The organism is Sorangium sp. So ce145 (assembly GCF_051525985.1).
Taxonomy (GTDB): domain Bacteria; phylum Myxococcota_A; class Polyangia; order Polyangiales; family Polyangiaceae; genus Sorangium; species Sorangium cellulosum_B.
In genome coordinates, this window is sequence record NZ_CP150315.1 from 11,738,627 (window position 1) to 11,757,434 (window position 18,808).

The following is an 18,808-nucleotide window of genomic DNA, read 5'->3' on the forward strand; positions in this document are numbered from 1 at the left end:
CAGTCAAATGGCTCACCCTGAATCGCGAGGACAGGTCATGACCATCGTGGCCTGGTACGGCGTGCTCCGATCGGAGGGCTCCGGGAGCAGGATCTCTCGATTGCAGCTGACTTCGTAGTTGTGCTCCACGGCGGTCGACCAATTGTTGACCGCTTCGTCGTAATTCTTCCACTCCAAGACGGCGGCGCAGGTGTTGGTCCGACAATCTACGTCGCGCACGTCAAAGCTCCCCGAGCCGACGGTGCGTATCTCCTTCAGCAGGGAGGCTCGTGCTTGGGGAGCCCACGTGGCATCCTCGGCCGCACGCTGATGCGCCGCGATGATCTCGCGATGGTGACTTTCTTTCTGGGCTTTCCACTCCACGGGGTCGGGCATCTCGGTACGCTCGTGGGAGTCCTTTTGATCCGAGTCTTGCTGCTCGTCTCGCTCTTCCAGCGCCGATAGACGCTGCTTCAGCTCCCTCAGGTCCGTCGCGCCGATCCCCGGGTTCACGCTGCTGATAGATCGAGGAACATAGTGCGTTCTGGATTCGCCGGCGACGGCCGTGCTCTTTCGCGACTTTTCGTCCGTGGCTTCACGGGAGACAATCACTGTCGCTATCGCTCCGGCGAGAGCGCCCGCCAGAATGGGCATCATGGCCGAGATGACGCTACGAAAAGAAATCACGGACATCTCCTGTTGTTGGGATGCGGTCGACGAGGTCGAGCGCATCCGCTTCAGTAAACGGCGCGCCTGCTCGAATGGCGCCCGGCGCTGGGCTTCGCTGTTTGATTGTAATGAATAGAAGGGGGCAACTCGGCGTTCCCTCTCGCGATACGCAGCTCGTCGCCCCCTTCTGGTGTTATCGCAGATCTTGTCTGCTAGTCCGCGGTGTAGTAGCCCCTGACGGTGCTCGCGTTGGTCCCCTTCGGCGGCAGTTTGATACGAATGTATCCGAAGTCCGCGTAGTTGGAGCTCGTCCAGTACGTCAGCGGCGGGCTGAGCGTGTAGTTTCCGTTCCCCGACGTGCTCACCGGCGTGGTGCAGGCTCCACCCGTGGATCCATAGTACTGCACGCAAGTGGACGCGTCGACCTCGGCCGATTGACCCGAGATGCTGATGCCGCCATTGTAGCCGTGAATGTTCAGCGTAGCGATGTCCTGCTTACGGAAGCGATCATCGTCGGTGACCGGGCAAGAGACGCTCTCCGCGCCGCTCGTTGAACTGTTGGAGATGGCGCCCCCGATGGCAATCAAATTGCCGGTCGAGGTTCCATTTCCGTAGGCGCAGTTGGTCCCCGAGACGCGCTCGTGCAGCGCCGCCGCGTCGGAGGAATTGGCCAGAGCTGCGCTTACGACCGCGCCGACGATGAAGAGGGGAATCGACTTGTACATTTAGCGTTCCTTCGAGGTTGTTATGTGCAATGTGAAGTGATGGTGATTGGAGCGCAAACCGAAGAGTCCTGGCAGATTTACGGCAGAACTCCTCAGCGTCAGCATGGACTCCGAGCTCGGCCTGCAGCGCGACGATCTTCCGGTCTTTGCCTGTGTGAGCGGCCGCCATGGTTCCATGAGCGGAGACCTTTCGTGTCACGCCGAGCACCGGCACAGCGCCAAGCGACACGCTATGTTCTTACAATTGGTGTGCCAGGCTCGTGGGCGCCCCGCCTCGGCCACGAGGGGAACCATCAGCCTCCCCAGGGCCTGCAAATGGCGCAGCAGGAAGCCCTCGAGGTGCCGGTGCGGATGGTTGAGGGGCGGGCCCGCCACACTTCCATGTCACGGTGGCGGCGTGACATGTCACGCGACATGTCACGATGGCGGCGTGACATGCCATGGTGGCGGCGTGAGATGTCGGCACGAGCGGAGTCCCGCTAGCACGTGAGCCGGCGAGGTCGCGCGCAGATCACCGCGTCTTCGAGGAATGCAGCTGAGCAGCTCGCCGAGGGGGCGGCTTCAACGTCGTTATCCGATCTCCACCTTGCTCCACATGTCGCGCCGCATCCGCTCCTTCCGCCGGTCGGTCCGGGTGACGAGCCTCGCTGCGCCCCAGGCGGCGAGCAGCTGGCCCTCCTGGCCGAGGCCGGGCAGCACGCTCCGGCCGACGAGCAGCGTGCGCTCGATCGGCCCGCGGATCGGCTCGCCCGCGAGCCCGAGGTAGCCGGGCGGGTCGACCTCGAGCTGCCGCACCATGGGCTCGGCGCCCGGGGCGGCGCCCTTCAGCGCGGCGCGCTCGATGAGGCGGCGGCGCTGGCCGTCGTAGAGCCACACGGGCAGCCCGTCGTGCACCGAGTCGACGAGCACGAGGTGGCGCTCGAGGAAGGGGAGCTCGGCCGCGAGCGCGTCGAGCACCGCCTGGCGCGCCTCGAGCAGCGACAGCGGGCCCCGATCGGGAAGCAGGATCTCCGCCACGAGCAGCGTGTCGGTCGAGGGAGCCGGCAGATCGCAGCGCTGGAGGTGGACCACGGGGCGCCCGGACCCGGTCGGCCGCGTCTGCCGCGGCGAGCTCGGACGGCCCCCGGAGGCGCCGTCGCTCGACACGCGCGGCGGCGCGGGCGAGCGGCCCGCCGACGCGGACGGGAAGGGGAACAGCAGCGCCTCGGGGCCGAGCGGCTCGGGCAAGCCCTCGCGGCGCACGATGAGCGACACGACGAAGCGGCCCACCGAGGAGGTGATCCGCGGCCACTCGCGCAGCGCGCGCTTGTGGATGCCCTCGCCGCCCGAGAGGCTCGCGAGCGTCTCGCCGTCCATGTCGGTGATGACGAAGCTGCTGCCGTTCGGGTGATCGTCGCCGTCGAGGACGACCCCCGCGGCGGTGCCGCGGCGGACGTGGACCGACGCGGCGCGCTCGTCGAGCAGGCAGCGGCCGCCGTGGGCGAGGATGCGCTCGACGAGGAACTCCTCGAGCTCCTCCTCGCCGCGCGGCAGCATCATCAGCCCGCGCGTCCACGCCCCGTGCAGGCGCGCGACCGCGAAGGGAGGCGGGAGCGCCGAGAGGTCCGTGGCGAAGAGGACGGACTGCGTGACGATCGAGCGGAACAGGTGGCCGCGCGGGAACTCGACGAGCAGGTCGGCGTCGGGCTCGGCGCGCGCGTACGGCAGCATGCCGGCGTAGCGCGCGGTCTCGCGCCGCTCCCAGAAGGTGCCCGGCGGCCAGAGGGCGTCGTGCGAGAAGGCGTCGTCCGCGGCGCCGTTGACGTGGGCGAGCTCGGCGTAGAGCTCGTCGACGACCCGCCGGAGCTCGGGGAACTCGCGGTCGATCTCGCGGCCGAAGAGGACCATGTCGGGCGGCACGTCGAGGCGTCGGCGCGGCGCGACGGCCTGCAGCATGGGCATGGCCGGGACGATGCGGCGCTTCCAGGTCTGCGACTGGGCGAGCTCGACGAGGAAGCGGCGCCACGCGGGCGAGGGCTCGGCGAGCATCGTGAAGGCGCGCCGGCGGAGGACGTGCTGGTCGAGGCGGTAGGTGGGCGGGCGCTCGCCGTGCCCGACGACCATCACGGTGAAGTCGCGGCGCGCGAGGAGCGCCGCGGCCGTGAGCGCGCCGATGGACCGGCCGAGGACGATGACGTCGTAGTGCTTGTGGATCACGCCCCTTCCCCGACTTCCCCGACTTCCCCGACCTCCCCGACGTTTCCGCGAGCGCGGTCGCTCTGGGCGAGCCCGAGCGCGGTCTCGACGCCGGCGAGCGTCGCGCGCGCTCGCCCGCCCGGCACGTCAGGCGGCGCGATCTGGAGGCGCCCCTCGGCGATCCACGAGAGCGCGCGGATGAGCAGGGCGTGCTCCTGGACGAGGATACGCGCGGCGAGCGCGTCGCGGTCGTCCCCGTCGAGCACGGGCACGGCGGCCTGCGCGAGGATGGGCCCCGTGTCGGTGCCGGCGTCCACGAGGTGGACCGTGCAGCCGGTGACGCGCACGCCGTGATCGAGCGCCTGCTGCTGGGCGTCGACGCCGGGGAACGAGGGCAGGAGCGACGGGTGGATGTTCACGACCCGGTGCGGGAAGGCGTCGAGGAAGGTCGTCGTGAGCAGGCGCATGAAGCCCGCGAGGACGACCCAGGTCGCGCCCGCCCCGCGGAGGGCGTCGACGACGGCGGCGTCGAAGCTGTCACGATCGGCGAAGTCCCGGTGCGCGATGACGCGCGTGGGGACCCCGGCGCGCTCGGCGCGCGCGAGGCCCTCCACGTCGGGCCGGTTGGACAGGACGAGCCGCACGCGGGCGTCGAGGTGGCCGGCGGCGATCGCGTCGAGGATCGCCTGGAGGTTCGAGCCGCGGCCGGAGATGAGGACGCCGAGATCGAGGGGGGGCATGGGGGGCAGATACTACGGCGGAGGCGGGCGCGGGAGAGATCCGGGGCGGAAGCGGCCGCCCGGGTCCTACGACCGCGCCGCGGGGCCCGTTTCCATGGCCGCCGAGCGCGCGCCGCGTGACGCGCCGGGCCATCGCGCGAGCAGGGCAGGCGCGAGGGCTCGGGTGGGACGGCGGGCGTGGATCCGCCGCGTCGCCTCGGCCGCCCGGGCTCGGCCTCGCGACCCGCGCCCCTCGGCACCCCGCTGTTCGCGAAGACTTCGGCGATGTCTGGAGAGCGATGCTTCCGGGGGCGCGCCCTGGTCACCCGGTCGCGACGATCGCTCTCGAGCGGTCTTCGCGTGGCATGTCACGGTGAAAGCGTGACAGCGACCGTGACATGTCACGCCCTCGATCGTGACATGTCACGGTCACGACCCTCCGCTTCGGTAGCTATCCACCGCATCTCCGCCCATGGCCGTCACGGAAGCGAACGCTCACAAGGCGGCATGCGCCTTGCTCGACCGAGCTGGCTCGCCACACACACGAGCTTCTCATTGCTTGGAGGGTAGACAGATGGTCAAAAAACTCTTGATGAACGGGCTCTTGGCCCTCGTTGCGATCGGCGCCAGCGGCTGTGTCGCGGGGGCTGCCGAGGAGGACGATGACAGCGAGGAGACCGGCGTCGCCGATCTGCCCCTGGGGTGGGTGAGCGGGGGCGTCTGGGCGGCCGGCAGCGGGCCGGTGGACATGGGCGACGCCTCGAACAGGACCTGTTTTCTGACAGGGATCCTGGGGGACTTCGAGTCAGGCAACGAGTGGGTGCACGCGTACATCTCGGATGGGCGATGGTACCTCCACGGCAACAACACGCATGGAAGCGCCCGCGTTTTGGCCACCTGCGTCTCCTCGACCCTCGGCAGAACGGCCGAATTTTCGTGGTCGCAAGGCGATCCGGGCGTCGATCTCGGGTCGGACAAGACGCCTGCCGGCCTTCCGCGGGCGTGCTTCCTCACACGGATGGGCGGCGATTTCAACGGCATGAGCGAGAGCGTGTCGGTGTCCTCGTCTTTCGGCCACTATTGGCTGACCGGCCTCTCGAGCAGCACAGGGGTACACGCCAGGGCGCGCTGCATCACCGTCTCAGCGATGTCCACTCGAGCGACGCTCGCGCACCAGTTCGGTGTTCCTGCAGAAGACGACCCGATCTCCATGGCGATGACGCCGGCGAACACCTTCGACACCCAATGCATGCTGACGGGAGTCGCGGGCGAGTTCAGCAGCGACAACCAGAATGACCACAGCATCATCGTCTGGCGCCACCAGCAGCTACAGGCCCAATATTTCAACGTATGGACGACGAGGAGCCGGATCCAGGGCAACGCGCTCTGCGTCAAGTAGGTTGACCGAGCCCCGTTGCGGCTTCTGCACGCGAAGCGTGTACCTCCGCTCACGGCCGGTGTCGTTGACGTGCTGCATGCCGCGGCGCAGGCCACCCGGCGTCTCGTGGCGCGTCGTCGCCCCGTGAGGCGCCCCGAGCGGTCCGGCGACCTACCAATGCCGCGCCGCTCGGGGTAGGGTGGCGCCGCCACGATGTCGGAACGCCCGCCCCAGCCGCCCCTTACCGCCGACGAGGCCGCGAAGCACCGGGCGAGGTCCTACCTCGGGCGGGTGATCTCGAAGCGCTACCGCATCGACGAGGTCATCGCGATGGGCGGCATGGGCGCGGTCTACCGCGGCGAGCACGTGCACATGCACAAGCGCGTCGCGATCAAGATCCTGCACCCCGACACCGAGCGGCTCCCCGAGCTCGTGCAGCGCTTCGAGCGCGAGGCCATCGCCGGCGCCCACATCCAGCACCGGAACGTCGCGACCGCGACCGATTTCGGCGAGGCGGAGGACGGCTCGTTCTTCCTGGTCCTCGAGTACGTGCGCGGCACGACGCTCCACGAGATCATCCGGCGGGGGCCGGTGCCCGCCGCGCGCGCCGCCCTGATCGCCAGGCAGCTCGCGGCCGCGCTCGACGCGACCCACGCGATGGGCATCGTCCATCGCGACGTGAAGCCGCGCAACGTGATGGTCGTCGAGCCGCAGGGCGACCTCGTGAAGCTCATCGACTTCGGCCTCGCGAAGGTGAGCGTCGATCAGCTGCGCCGGTCCGTCGCGTCGCCGGAGTCCGCGCGGGCGGGGGCCGACTCGCTCCCGGTCCGGCTCACCACGGCCGGCGTGATCTTCGGAACCATCGCCTACCTCGCCCCGGAGTCGGCGCTGGGGATGGATTTCGTCGACGAGCGCGCGGACCTCTACGCCCTGGGCCTGATCTTCTACGAGATGCTGGCCGGCAAGCACCCGTTCCTCGCCAAGGATCCGGTCGAGCTCTTCAACCAGCAGCGGAGCGCGCCCGTGCCGGCGATCGCCGCGCACTCGCCCGGCGTCGTGGTCCCGCCTGCCCTCGAGGCGGTCGTGCGGCTCCTCCTCGAGAAGAATCCGCGCGCCCGCTTCGGCACCGCGGAGGAGCTGATCGCGGCGCTCGACGACGCGTGCGCCGCGTCGGGGATCGCGGTGCACGAGCCCCGGGCGGAGATGTCGTCGAGGGGGGAGATGTCCTCGAGGGCGGAGATGACATCGGTGCCCGCGATCGCGGACGCGGCGCGCGTGCCGAGCAACCGGCCGCCCGTGCCCAGCGCGCCGTCGCGTGAGCTCGAGGCGGGCTCCGGCGGCTCCTCGGCGATCCTCCTCGGCGATTCGTGCCTGGTCTCGCTGGAGGACGTCGCGGATGCGCTGGCGCCGGCCGGGAGCGGCGCGGGCGCGCCGGAGGCAGCGCGAGCGCGCGCGTCGAGCGAGCCGGGGGAGGGCCGCGCGGGCAGCGTGGAGCTGGCGGGGATGACGGCGGGCGTGGAGCCGGCGGGGGCGGCGGCCTCGGAGCCGCCGGAGGGCGACGAAGATGACGAGGACGCCCTCAGCCACTCGCGGCCGACGCCGGTGCGCAACACGCCGACCCTCGTCGCTGAGCTGACGCGCGACTCGCGCCCGACGGCGATCGGCGGAGCGGCGTTCATGGCGCAGATCGCCTTCGCGCAGGAGGCCGCCAGGGCCGACGCTGCCGCCGCGGCCGACGACTCGAGCGTGCCGGAGGACGCGCGCCCGACGACGGTGGGCGGCGCGGCGCTCATCGCCCAGGCGGCTTTCGCTCGCGAAGCCGCCGGCGGTGGCGCTTCTTCCGAGACCGATGAACCGCGGCCGCCGCGCGAGTCGTGGCAGCTGCTCGACGCGGCGGCGCCGTCGCCGGAGCCGGCGGCACCGCAGGAGCCGGCGCTGCCGGTCTCGACGGATCCAGCGCCTGGGGACGCAGCGCGGTCCGTCGAAGCGCCTGTGGCGACGGCGGCAACGGGACTCAGCTCCCTACGGCTGTCGCTGGACGATCTCTTGTCGTCGCCGGGTCAGCCGGAGCGTCGTCCGGTAGAGCCCTCGGCGAAGAGGCCGTCGCCGTCGGGCGTGGAGGAGCCGTCGTCGCCTGAAGCGGAGAAGGCGCCATCGAAGCCGCCGTCGTCGCCTGCGGCGGAGCGTGCGCCGTCGAAGCCGCCGTCGTCGCCTGCGGCGGAGCGTGCGCCATCGAGGCCGCCGTCGTCGCCTGCGGCGGAGCGTGCGCCATCGAGGCCGCCGTCGTCGCCTGCGGCGGAGCGTGCGTCATCGAAGCCGCCGTCAGCGGAGCGTGCATCATCGAAGCCGCCGTCCACGTCCGCTGTGGAGCCGGCGTCCGTCGCGAAGCCGGCGTCGTCGAAGCCGCCGTCGTCGCCTGAAGCAGAGCAGGCGCCATCGAAGCCGCCGTCGTCGCCTGCGGCAGAGCGTGCGTCATCGAAGCCGCCGTCGTCGCCTGCGGCGGAGCGTGCGTCATCGAAGCCGCCGTCCACGTCCGCTGTGGAGCCGGCGTCCGCCGCGAAGCCCGCGTCGTCGAAGCCGCCGTCCACGTCCGCTGTGGAGCCGGCGTCCGTCGCGAAGCCGGCGCCATCGAAGCCGCCGTCATCGTCTGCGGCGGAGAGTTCGCCATCGAAGCCGCCGTCATCGTCTGCGGCGGAGAGTTCGCCATCGAAGCCGCCGTCATCGTCTGCGGCGGAGAGTTCGCCATCGAAGCCGCCGTCATCGTCTGCGGCGGAGAGTTCGCCATCGGAGCCGCTGTCCGCATCCGCTGTGGAGCCGGCATCCGTCGCGAAGCCGGCATCGTCGAGGCCGCCGTCCGGGGCCGTCGCGAAGCCCGCGTCGTCGAAGCCGCCGTCCGGGGCCGTCGCGGAGCCCGCGCCATCGCCGTCACCCGCGCCGTCCGTGACGGCGCAGCCGCCGCAGAACGAGCCGGCTCCCGTGGCGCCCGCGTCCCCGCCGCCGGACGAGCCGCCCGCAGAGGATGCGGCGCCCGTCTCGGAGCCGACGTCCGAGCGGATGAGCGGCTCGCGGCCAGCGTTCGCCCCGACGCTGCTGCGGGAGCTGGAGGCCGCCGAGGCAGAGCGCGTCGCCCGCGAGCGCGAGGAAGAGGCCAAGCGGAAGCTCGCCGAGGAGGCAGAGCGCGCCGCGCGCGAGCGCGAGGAGAAGGCCAGGCGAAAGCGCGAAGCCCGGGAGGCTCGCGCGTCGCGGCTGGGCCCCGAAGGCCTCGGCGGCCGCGTGGGCCGGCTGGCCCCGTACCTGGGCGGCGGTATCCTCGCGGCGGCCGTCATCGCGGCGCTCGCCGGCGGTGGGCGCGCCCCGCCCGAGCCGGAGCCTCAGCTCGGCTCCGCGAGGCCTCCCGCGAGCGCGCTCGCCACGAGCGAGCCGGCCCCGGCCGACGTCGCCGCCGTCCCCGAGACCCCCGCGCCCACAGCGCCGGCGCCCGAGGCCGCTGCGCCGGCGGCGCCCGACGCGCCGGCCGAACCCCCGCCCGATGAAGCGGCCCGGAAGGCGCTCACCGACGCCGTCAGGGCGCGCCGCTGGGTGAAGGCCGCCGACGCGATCCAGCAGCTCGCGGAGCGCGATCCGGCGGCGCTCCGCGAGCGCGCGATCGCGATCGCGGCGCGCAACGTCGCCATCGCCATCGCGAAGACGGGCGAGGAGCACGCCGACAAGGTCTTCGACGCGCTCTCGAGCCGCTTCGGGGCGGCGGGCATCGACGTGCTCTACGAGATCGTCGAGACCCGCGGCCGCTCCACGCCGGCCACCCGGGCCGCGAAGCTGCTCCGCGATCCGGAGATCGCGGCCCGCGGGACCCCCGCGGTCCGGATCTCCTTCGAGCTGCGCGACGCTACGTGCGGCGAGAAGCTCCCGTTCCTCGAGCGCGCCGTCTCCGAGGGCGACGAGCGCACCCTCGTCGTGCTCGAGACGACGGTGAGGCCCTGTTACAAGAAGAGCCGGGCGATCGACGAGGCGATCAAGAACCTGCGATCGCGGCTCGAAGGCGGCTGAGCTCGCGCCGCGCGGCCCGCGCGGGCCGCTCGGCGCACCCGGGCCCGCGCGCCGCGCATCGCCCTCACCGGCGCCGGCGCCGGGCCGCTCATCCGAACAGCACGCGCTCCTCGAACGGCACGTCGCCGACCGACACCACCTCGCCGAGCACCCAGGCCTGCTCGCCGCTCTTTGCGAACGCCTCGATGGCCCGGTCCGCGGCGCCCTTCTCCACGACCGCGACCAGCCCGACGCCGAGGTTGAACGTGCGCCGCATCTCGGCCTCCTCCACGGGGCCGCCGCGCTGGAGCACCTGGAACACCGCCGGCCGCTGGTAGGAGCCGAGGTCGAGCCGCGCGCCCAGCCCGTCCGGCAGCACGCGCGGCAGGTTCCCCGGCAGGCCGCCGCCCGTGATGTGCGACAGCCCCCGGACCGCATCGCCGCAGGCCGCGAGGAGCGCCGTGATCGCGCGGGCGTAGATCCGGGTCGGCGTCAGCAGCGCCTCGCCCACGGTGCCGCCGAGGTCGGCCACGCGGTCGCTCATCGTGAGGCCCATCTCCTTCTCGAGCACGCGCCGCGCGAGCGAGAAGCCGTTCGAGTGCAGCCCGCTCGACGCCACGCCGATGACCGCATCGCCGGCCGCGATCCGCTTGCCGTCGAGGATGCGCGACCGCTCGACGACGCCGACGGCGAACCCGGCGAGGTCGTACTCGCCGTCCGCGTACATGCCCGGCAGCTCGGCCGTCTCGCCGCCGATCAGCGCGCAGCCGGCCTGCTTGCAGCCCTCGGCGATGCCGCGGACGACGGCCTCGCCCACGTCGACGTCGAGCTTGCCCGTCGCGAAGTAGTCGAGGAAGAACAGCGGCCGCGCGCCGACGGTCAGCACGTCGTTCACGCACATCGCGACGAGATCGATGCCCACCGTGTCGTGGACGCCCGTCGCGAACGCCACCTTCAGCTTGGTGCCGACCCCGTCCGTGCCGCTGACCAGCACCGGCTCGGACAGCCCGCCCGGCAGCGCGCACAGCCCGGCGAAGCCGCCCACGTCGGCGAGCACCTCGGGGATGCGCGTCGGCTTCGCGAGCCGCTTGATGCGCTCGACGAGCGCGTCCCCTGCATCGATATCGACCCCGGCTTCCCGGTACGTGACGCTCATGGCAGGCGCATCCCACACCTCGGCGGCAAAGGGAAGCGGGCTCGCTCTCCGGCTCTGGCCTCCGGGCGGCTCCGGGGCCGGCGGGCGGCCGGGCTCCCCGTGCCGCGGGGCCGCCGCCGGCAGGCGCGCCACCGCTTGGCCGGGCGAGCGCTCGTGCTTCCCCCAACGTACGGCGAAAGCCCGCTCTACCAGCGCACGACGAGCGGCACTTCTGCGGGGAACTGGTGAGATTGCCCCTCGTGACCGTGATCCCACTCCAGCTCGAGAGAGCAGGTCGCCCCACGATCGATCGAGAGCATGCCCTGGTCCACGAACCAGCGCACGCCCGACGAGAGCGGCGGGTCCTCCGCTGGCAGTTGCAGCCGTACACGCGTCAGCGTCCGGCGCGCGCCACGATGCGACCGCGACTCGATCGGGGTGATCCGCCTGATCGTCTGTGGGGCCACGAATATCATGGGCTCCGCCAGGGACCCTCGCGGCGTCACGATGGGCATGCTCATGCCCGTCGGCATGTATTTCGGCTTGTAGTCCCAGGTCTCGAAGGGCCAGCCCCCGGCGCCTCCGGCATCGATGGTCCTGAAACAGATGCCAAACGGGCATGCGCCGGTCTCGGCCCAATGAATGCGTTCGTGTAGCCCCAGCGGCCGAACGATCTCGGTCTGCAGCTCCTCCAGATCGTGGACGCCGAGGACCTCGAAGAACGCGTTCTCGAAGGCCGCGCACGCATTCGCGGTCCCCTGCCCCTCGTGCACCGCGTGGCGGCTGAAGCTCAGGCCGAACTCGGCGAGCATCCGCTCGGCGATGCCAACGTCGGGCGTCGCAAGGAACACATGATCGATTTCCCAGCCCATCGGCCGCCTCCGGCGAGTGGAGCCGGCGTCCCTGGCTCGCACGAGACTGTAGCGTGAAAAGCGACGCCATATCAACAGCACCACATCTGATCAGGCTGTGTCGCGACCGGGACAGCTGGCGGGTTTGCAGACCGTCGCGTACGCCTGACGTTGCTTCGGGGTATGGGGCTGTCTACGATCCCGATCCCTGCGGCAAGGACGGCATCGGGCTCCTCGTCAACATGGGATCTCGCGGAAGCCACCTCGAAGGTGGTCATCGGTCCGGAGACGGGGTGGTCCTATCCCCCGACGCGACGGGCCGCGCTGGCCTGCCGGAGGTGCTCCCGGTCCTGCCGCTGCTGCCGATCGCGCCCCCGCTCCCGCCGCCACCGGCGCACGAGTCCGAGGGTGAGAAATCCCAGCCGCGCAAGGCAATGGAGACGCCGGAGGGATGTGCCGCGTCGAGCGCGCCGTTCGCCCTTGTCTTGCGCGCCACGACCGACATCCTACGCGCCCATGTCCGCCACGCCCGTCCCCGCTCCTCCCCCGGTCCTCGTCGCCGCCGCCGTCATCATCGAGCGCGGCCGCGTCCTGCTCACGCAGCGCAAGGCGGGCGCGCACCTCGAGGGCGCCTGGGAGTTCCCCGGCGGCAAGGTCGAGGCCGACGAGGATCCGCGGGACGCCCTGATCCGCGAGCTGCGCGAGGAGATCGGCGTCGAGGCCCAGGTCGGCGACATCGTCGAGGTGACCTACCACCGCTATCCGAAGAAGCCGGTGCTCCTCCTCTTCTACGCCGCCGCCCTCGCCGAGGGCTCGCCCGCGCCTGCAGCGCTCGACGTCGCTGCCGTGCGCTGGGCCGAGGCGGCCGATCTCCGGGACGAGCTCTTCCCGCCCGCCGACGTCGCGGTGCTCGCCAAGGTGCGCGCGCGGCTCGCGGCGACGTAGCCAGTCGTGGAACGATGTCTCCCGCCTGAGCGCTGGTACACGGCGCTCCGCGAGGCTCGGGCGGCCTCCGGGATGAAGGGGGCAGCGAGCCCCGCCGTCGGGGCTCACATGGCAGGGGGGCACGCCTCGCCGCGGACGTCGCCGATGAGGCTCGCGAGCCGCTGGGCGGGCAGCTCGCCGACGGCGCGCTCCACCTCCTGCCCGGCGGCGTCGACGCTGAGGAACGTCGGCACGAAGCGCACGCCGTAGCGGGCGGCGAGGGCCCGCCCGCGCGGATCGTCGACCTGGATGCGCAGGACGGTGCCGGCCTCCTTGGCGCAGCGCCCCTCGAGCTCCTTCACGAGCGGCGCCATGCGCTCGCACACCGGGCACTGCGCGCTCTCGAACTCGAGCAGCCGAGGCATCCCCTCGGGCAGCGCGACGTCGCCCTGCGCCACCGCGCCCTCCGGGGCCGCGCACGCGCCGGCGGGGCCGACCTCGCAGGGCGCGCCCGCATCCACGGCCGTCGCGGGCGCCGGCGAGAGGGCGTCCAGGCGGCCGTCGGCGACCGCGATCCCGGCGGCCACGAGCAGCGCCCCCGTCACGCGCTGGAGGGCCGGCGTGGCCGGCATCAGGCGGCGCGCGAGCGCGACGGCCGCCGGCCCGACGAAGGCCGCGGCGACGAGCGGCGCGGCGAGGCCCGCGGCGTAAGCGCCGAGCTGGATCGCGCCGGTGAGCGGGCTCGCGCCCGCGCTGGCCGCGTAGGTCAACGCCGCGCCGAGCACCGGGCCGACGCACGGCGTCCACCCCGCCGCGAAGGCGATCCCGAAGAGCATGCCCCCCCAGAAGCCGCCCGCGGCCGGGAGGCGGGAGAGGAGCGGGCGCGCCTCGCGCTCGAGCCACGGGAGGCGCAGCACGCCCAGGAGCTTCGCGCCGAAGAGCGCCAGGAGCACGCCGGACGCGACGGTGAACGCGCGCCGGTGGGGCGCGAGGACCGCGGCGATCGCCGAGGCGCCGGCGCCGAGCGCGACGAGCACGATCGCGAGGCCGATCGCGAAGCCGATGCCGGCGAGGCGCACGCCGCGCCTCGCCGCCGCCGGGTCCGGGCCGCCGAGCGCCCCGGCGCCGCCGAGGGCCGACAGGTAGACGGGGAGCATGGGGAGCACGCAGGGCGACGCGAACGTCAGGAGCCCCGCGCCGAAGAGCGCCAGCAATGAACCGATCGTCATGGGTCCTCGTGATCGACGGGCTCAGCGCCCGAAGAGCGCCGGCGCGAGCGCCGCTGTGTCCACTTCAGCCACCGCGAGCACCGGCTGCTCCACGCTCCTCGCGCAGATCGCGTTGCCGAGCGGCCCCCGGGTGCACCCCACGCCGCGCCCCGCGAGCGCGCGCGCCGCCGTCGCGGCGCCGGACCCGGGCGGCGGCACGAACACCGTGAGCGGCTTGTCCCCGCTCGCGTACATGAGCGCCGCCGTGCGCGTGCCGCCGATCTGGCAGAGGCGCGCCCCGAGCAGCCGGGCGCCGGACACCGCCGGGACGCTCACCGCGTAGCCGAGCTTCCCCTCGAGCCACCCGGCGACGGCGCCCGGATCGGAGGACTCGAGGTCGCACGGGCGCTCTCGCGCGAAGCCGCGCACGTGGTGGCTCACGAGCTCGTCGGCCATCGCCGCGCTCACGCCCCGGCTCGGGCTGCCGACGAGCAGCGCGGCGGCCGCCGCGGCCGCGGCGAGGGCGGCCGTGATCGCCCAGGGGCCGCGCCGCCGCGCGCGCGCGTTCCGCGCCGCGGCCTCCGCCCGATCGCGCAGGCGCTCCGGGACCTCCCCGTCCGCCTTCGCGACGAGCGCGCGCCGCACGCCGCCGAGGACCTCGGCTGCGCGCCGGCAGGGCGCGCAGCCGGCGACGTGCGCCTCGATCCGCGCCGCGTCTTCGGGCGTCACCTCGCCGTCGTGCCACGCCGAAATGTTCTCGAACCACTCGCGGTTGCAGCCTGCCATGACGCCTCCTCGCATCGTTCGGAGAGGCCCTCGACGAGCGCGAGCCGCGCCCTCGAGAGCCGTGATCGCACCGTGCCCACCGGGCACGCCTGGAGATCGGCGATCTCCTCGTAGGAGAGCTCCTCGACCTCCCGCAGGAGCAGCGCCTCGCGCCACTCCGGGGGCAAGCGCGCGAGCGCGCGCTCGACCTCGTCGGCGAAGCCGCGCTCGAGCAGCTCCGCCTCCAGATTGCCCTGCGGCTCCGGCACCGACTCGGCGCCGCGGCCGCCCTCGATCACCTCGAGCCGCTGCCGCGCGCCGCGCGTCGCGTTGAGCAGCACCGATCGCTCGATGCGGAGCAGCCACGCGCGCATGCGATCCTCTTCGCGCAGGTCGGCGTGACGCTCGATCGCGCGCACGATCGTCGCCTGCGCCAGATCCTCGGCGTCCTGCTCCGAGCGCGTCAGGCGGCGCGCCGCGCGCAGGAGGCACGGGAGCTCGGCGAGGAGCCGATCGAGGAACGAGGCGTGGGGAGACGTGGGCATGGGCTGGACCGGGAGCGGGAGGGCCGTGCGCCGCCTCGCTCTCCGGACACTCTCAGGACACGGCGAGCCCCGAGAAAAGTTCCTGACGCGCGGGATCTCGGCGGTGATGAGGCCCGGCTCACATCGACGGTGGCGGGCGACGGCGCAGGGGGCTCCCGCGGCGCGAGGGAGCCCGTGCTCGGGACGACCGGGGTCGGGGGCGGCTAGGGCGCGCCCGCGTGCGTCAGCGTCTCCCAGCCGATGTGGTTGCCGACCCGGGTCCCGGCGCTGCTCATCGCCCTGACGCGTGTGATGAGCTCCTCGGTCTTCGGCATGCCGATCCCGCGCCGATTGCGGAATTCGTTGTACCCGATCTCCCAGCCCATGACCGCCGAGCCGCCGCCGGCGGTCTCGGCGAAGCTGCTGCACGGCCAGTTTCGCGCCGGCATCCAGCCCGCGGGCGTCACCTTCACGCCGACCCGATTGCCCGTGTTGTCAAGGTATTGCAGCACGTAATCGGCGTTCAGCTCGAGCGCCGCCCGCAGGCGGTTCTCGTGATGGACCGGGTCGTCGCCGTAGGCGCTGCGAGCGTCGCCCTGGATGCGGAGGGTCTCTGCCATGTTCGCCAGCGAGCTCGTGCCCATCTGCATGTGCCCGAGGTCGCGGCAGGTCTCCTGCTCCAGGCCGGCGATGTAGCGCGTCGGCTTGCTCCAGATCCCCGCGAGATCGCCCTTCGCGTCGTTGGTGTAGCGCGGCCGGCCCTGATACATGGGATAGAGCGGCTGGCCGCCGTCGCTCGGCATGTAGATCATGGCCTTGCTGGAGTGCTCTACCTGGCTCACGACGTACTCGTACTTCTCGCGATCGTTCGTGAAGATCGCGATGCCCAGCGCCGTCTCGTTCATCACGGAGGTCCGGTTCGCGCCGCCCGTCCAGCCGTCTTTCACCAGGTCCCAGTAGACGGTCTTGAAGTGGTTCTCTTGCAGCGCCGTGTCTTCGGCCGTCCAGCCGCTGTACGTGTAACGCAAGATCTCCGCGGCCCGCAGGAAGTTGGTGCCTCCCCAGCCAGCGACGAAATGGCCGTTGGCGTAGACCTGACCGTTGGTGTCCGGGAAGCGGGGCTGATCGAACAGGATGGCGGTCATCGTGCGCGCCCAGGCGTTGAGGATGCGCCGCGCGTTCTCGGCATACTGTGCGTCGCCGCTGTAGTACCAGAGCAGCGCCTGCGTATAGGCGGCGTTCGCGTCGTCGACGATCTCGCTGCAGCCCGCTTGCTCGTAGCCCATATCGATGGCTTTTTGCTTCGAGCCGGGCGTGGAGCACTTCACGATCGGCACCGGGCTGGCGACGTAGTCCCGCTTCGCGTGCCTCGAGCCCCTGGCGAGCTGGTACTCCTTGGTCCAGGGCTGCGCACCGCCGCCGATCTTCGTCTTGACGAAATCCAGCTGTCCCTTGCTGACCAGGATGCCCGGATGGACGAAGGCGCTGGCGGGGGCCGCGCTGGCGGTGATCTGAAGCTCCGTCACGCTGGCGTAGTCGTTGACGGTATTCCCGTTGACGGTGAGGCGGACGTACCGCGCGTCGACGGCCTCGAATTCGATCGGCTGGAGCGAGGTGCTCGGCAGGCTCTTCCCCGCGGAGAGCGGCGAGAAGGTGCTGCCGTCCGTGGACGTCGAGAGCGCGTAGTCGTAGATGCGCCCATCGACCCCGCTGTTGTACCAGCCGAGAGAGATGCCGCAGATGCGCTGGGTCGCGCCCAGGTCCGCCGTCACGTAGGCGCCCTTGCCGCGGCCCGACCAGCGGGTGGCCAGGCTGCCATCGCCGACGTTCGCCGCCGGGTTCTCGGCCTGCGCGACGCTCGCGACGAGGCTCGCCGGCGTGAGGAGAACCGTGCAACCCGCAGAGAGCGACGATGATTGCTGGCCGCCGACTTCATCGCTGCCTGTCACAGAGCCCTCGACAGCGCCTGTGTCGGCGCCTACGACGCAGCCCGCGAGAACAGCCGCCATGGCGACGCACAGTGTGGGAACGGCAGTGCGTAAGTTCAAGGTGTTCTCCTTTCGGTGGATCATTTCACCGACCTCAAGGCAGTGTGCGTGATGATGCCACCAAGCAAGATCAAAGTTCTGAAGGAGATGAGATACGATATTCCCCGGCGATGTCAAGCCGGTGCTGGGGAGCCTGCTCCTGGTCGACGGCTCATTGCCTTGCTTGTCTGGCCGCCCTCCTGGAAAGAGGATGTCTGTCAGCATCTTGTCTGCTGTCCGAATGGGCTGTGGTCGATTCACGGCTGGCGAACGAGGCTCCTCGATGAGCGTTTGCCTCGCGAGGGAGCTCAGCGGGGTACCACCCTCACGCTGGCGTCGTTCCCATCGGGCAGAGTGTCCAGCGGGCTCAGGCGCTGTCGCGCCGAGCAATCACGAGGGTCTCCGCGCATCAATGCTTGCGCGGACGACCTTCAGCTCGCCGCGCCAGGTGCGCACACCTCGCCGTCGCGCTCAGCCGGTGATGCCGGCTCGCCTGGCGGAGAAGGGCGACAGATCGAGCGGCGGCTCCTCTCCCGCGATCAGCGCCGCCACGATCTTCGCGGTCACCGGGGCGAGCAGGACGCCGTTGCGGAAGTGCCCTGTCGCGAAGATCAGATTCGCGATCTCCCCCTCGCCGAGGATCGGCAGCGCGTCCTTCGGGTGGGGCCGGAGGCCGGCCCACGTCCTGCCGATCGGCGCGTCGCCGAGCGCGGGCGCGAGCCGGAGCGCCGCGGTCAGGAGGTCGCGCACGGCGCGCGACGTCACCGCGGTGACGTAGCCGGCGAACTCCATGGTCGCGCCGACGAGCACGCGCCCGTCGTCGCGCGGCGACAGGTAGCAGCCGGGGCCGTAGACCACCTGCGAGAGCACCGGCGACGCCGGCGTGAGCTCGACGATCTGCCCGCGCACCGGGCGCACCGCCGAGGGCGCGAGGCCCGACGCCTCGAGGAGGGACGACCAGCTCCCGGCGGCGAGCACCGTCCAGCCCGCCTCGATCTTCGTGCCGTCCTCGAGCTGCGCGCCGCGCGCGTGCTCCCGCTCGACCACGATGCGCCGGACGGTCGCCCCGGTGCTGAACAACACGCCCGCGCGCTCCGCCGCGATGCGCAGCGCGCGCATGAGCGACGGCGGATCGATGCGCGCCTCGTCGGCGAGCCACGCGCCGCCGGCGACCTCGTCGCAGAGCGCCGGCGCGCGCGCGCGGGCCCCGTCGCCGTCGCAGATCTCCACGGTGAGGCCGGCTTCCCGCTGCCACGCGAGCTCGCGCGCGATCTCCTCGCGTCCTTCGGCGGTGAACGCCACGCGCAGGGCGCCGCTCTGCCGGTACCCGACGTCGATCCCCGTCGCCTCGACGAGCGAGGCGGCGAGCTCCGCGTACAGGGCGCGGCTCGCGAGGCAGAGCCGCGCGAGGGGGCCGTCGCCCGCGGCCTCGAGCTGGGGCCCGATGATCCCCGCCGCCGCCCACGAAGCGCCTTCGCCCTGGTTGCGCTCGAGGACGCGGACGGACAGCCCGCGCCGCGCCAGGGCCAGCGCCGAGGCGCACCCGGCCACGCCGCCGCCGATCACCACCACGTCGCTCATCGGCGCGTGCATAGCACGCCGGGCGCCGGGGGCAGCCACACAACCTGGAGCGCGGCCCCGCGTCGACCGCGGCGCACTGCGACATGGGAGCGGGGGCTGGGGCGCGGGATGCGCCGGCGCAG

The 18,808-nt window shown here is 72.1% G+C and carries 14 protein-coding genes; 3 read left to right on the plus strand and 11 right to left on the minus strand.

Annotated features, from left to right (window positions below; translation table 11 throughout):
- Positions 1–12: 12 nt before the first annotated feature.
- The 4 genes from WMF34_RS43610 to purN form a co-directional block, all read right to left on the minus strand.
- Positions 13–666, minus strand: coding sequence for a hypothetical protein (locus tag WMF34_RS43610; protein WP_157907325.1), 654 nt, complete (start codon positions 664–666; stop codon positions 13–15).
- A gap of 194 nt (positions 667–860) precedes the next feature.
- On the minus strand, positions 861–1,373 hold the full coding sequence (locus tag WMF34_RS43615) for a hypothetical protein (RefSeq protein ID WP_012241128.1): 513 nt from the start codon (positions 1,371–1,373) through the stop codon (positions 861–863).
- A gap of 570 nt (positions 1,374–1,943) precedes the next feature.
- The gene (locus tag WMF34_RS43620) at positions 1,944–3,569 is read right to left on the minus strand and encodes an NAD(P)-binding protein (protein ID WP_012241129.1); all 1,626 of its coding nucleotides are present in this window, start codon (positions 3,567–3,569) and stop codon (positions 1,944–1,946) included.
- Positions 3,566–4,288, minus strand: coding sequence for a phosphoribosylglycinamide formyltransferase (gene purN, locus WMF34_RS43625; RefSeq protein WP_012241130.1), 723 nt, complete (start codon positions 4,286–4,288; stop codon positions 3,566–3,568). The genes WMF34_RS43620 and purN overlap by 4 nt, the downstream gene beginning before the upstream one ends.
- 583 nt (positions 4,289–4,871) lie before the next feature.
- On the opposite strand from purN, the gene WMF34_RS43630 reads away from it, so the two are divergent.
- Positions 4,872–5,666: a hypothetical protein gene (locus tag WMF34_RS43630; RefSeq protein WP_157907326.1), complete on the plus strand. Its 795-nt coding sequence runs from the start codon at positions 4,872–4,874 to the stop codon at positions 5,664–5,666.
- Between the two features lie 192 nt (positions 5,667–5,858).
- Positions 5,859–9,692, plus strand: coding sequence for a protein kinase domain-containing protein (locus WMF34_RS43635; protein WP_437991524.1), 3,834 nt, complete (start codon positions 5,859–5,861; stop codon positions 9,690–9,692).
- Between the two features lie 88 nt (positions 9,693–9,780).
- Here WMF34_RS43635 and purM read toward each other — a convergent pair whose 3' ends face one another.
- Together purM and WMF34_RS43645 are read right to left on the minus strand one after the other, a co-directional pair.
- Positions 9,781–10,827 (minus strand): phosphoribosylformylglycinamidine cyclo-ligase, encoded by a 1,047-nt coding sequence (purM, locus tag WMF34_RS43640; RefSeq protein ID WP_012241133.1) that lies wholly within the window; start codon positions 10,825–10,827, stop codon positions 9,781–9,783.
- A 185-nt stretch (positions 10,828–11,012) separates the two neighbouring features.
- A complete protein-coding gene (locus tag WMF34_RS43645; RefSeq protein WP_437991525.1) occupies positions 11,013–11,678 on the minus strand; it encodes a VOC family protein in 666 nt (221 codons plus the stop codon).
- 495 nt (positions 11,679–12,173) lie between these two features.
- On the opposite strand from WMF34_RS43645, the gene WMF34_RS43650 reads away from it, so the two are divergent.
- Positions 12,174–12,602, plus strand: coding sequence for a (deoxy)nucleoside triphosphate pyrophosphohydrolase (locus WMF34_RS43650; RefSeq protein WP_044967210.1), 429 nt, complete (start codon positions 12,174–12,176; stop codon positions 12,600–12,602).
- Positions 12,603–12,706: 104 nt separating this feature from the next.
- Here WMF34_RS43650 and WMF34_RS43655 read toward each other — a convergent pair whose 3' ends face one another.
- The 5 genes from WMF34_RS43655 to thiO all read right to left on the minus strand — a co-directional run bounded on the left by WMF34_RS43655 (position 12,707) and on the right by thiO (position 18,686).
- Entirely contained in the window at positions 12,707–13,810 is a 1,104-nt protein-coding gene (locus WMF34_RS43655) for a cytochrome c biogenesis protein/redoxin (RefSeq protein WP_437991526.1), read from the minus strand.
- A 21-nt stretch (positions 13,811–13,831) separates the two neighbouring features.
- A complete protein-coding gene (locus WMF34_RS43660; protein WP_012241140.1) occupies positions 13,832–14,575 on the minus strand; it encodes a zf-HC2 domain-containing protein in 744 nt (247 codons plus the stop codon).
- The gene (locus tag WMF34_RS43665) at positions 14,515–15,099 is read right to left on the minus strand and encodes an RNA polymerase sigma factor (RefSeq protein WP_012241141.1); all 585 of its coding nucleotides are present in this window, start codon (positions 15,097–15,099) and stop codon (positions 14,515–14,517) included. Before WMF34_RS43665 ends, WMF34_RS43660 begins: the two co-directional genes overlap by 61 nt.
- Before the next feature lie 203 nt (positions 15,100–15,302).
- Positions 15,303–17,027: a discoidin domain-containing protein gene (locus WMF34_RS43670; protein ID WP_437991527.1), complete on the minus strand. Its 1,725-nt coding sequence runs from the start codon at positions 17,025–17,027 to the stop codon at positions 15,303–15,305.
- A gap of 549 nt (positions 17,028–17,576) precedes the next feature.
- Positions 17,577–18,686 carry a glycine oxidase ThiO gene (gene thiO, locus WMF34_RS43675; RefSeq protein WP_231864554.1) on the minus strand — a complete coding sequence of 370 codons (1,110 nt, stop codon included), beginning with the start codon at positions 18,684–18,686 and terminating at the stop codon, positions 17,577–17,579.
- Positions 18,687–18,808: the final 122 nt, after the last annotated feature.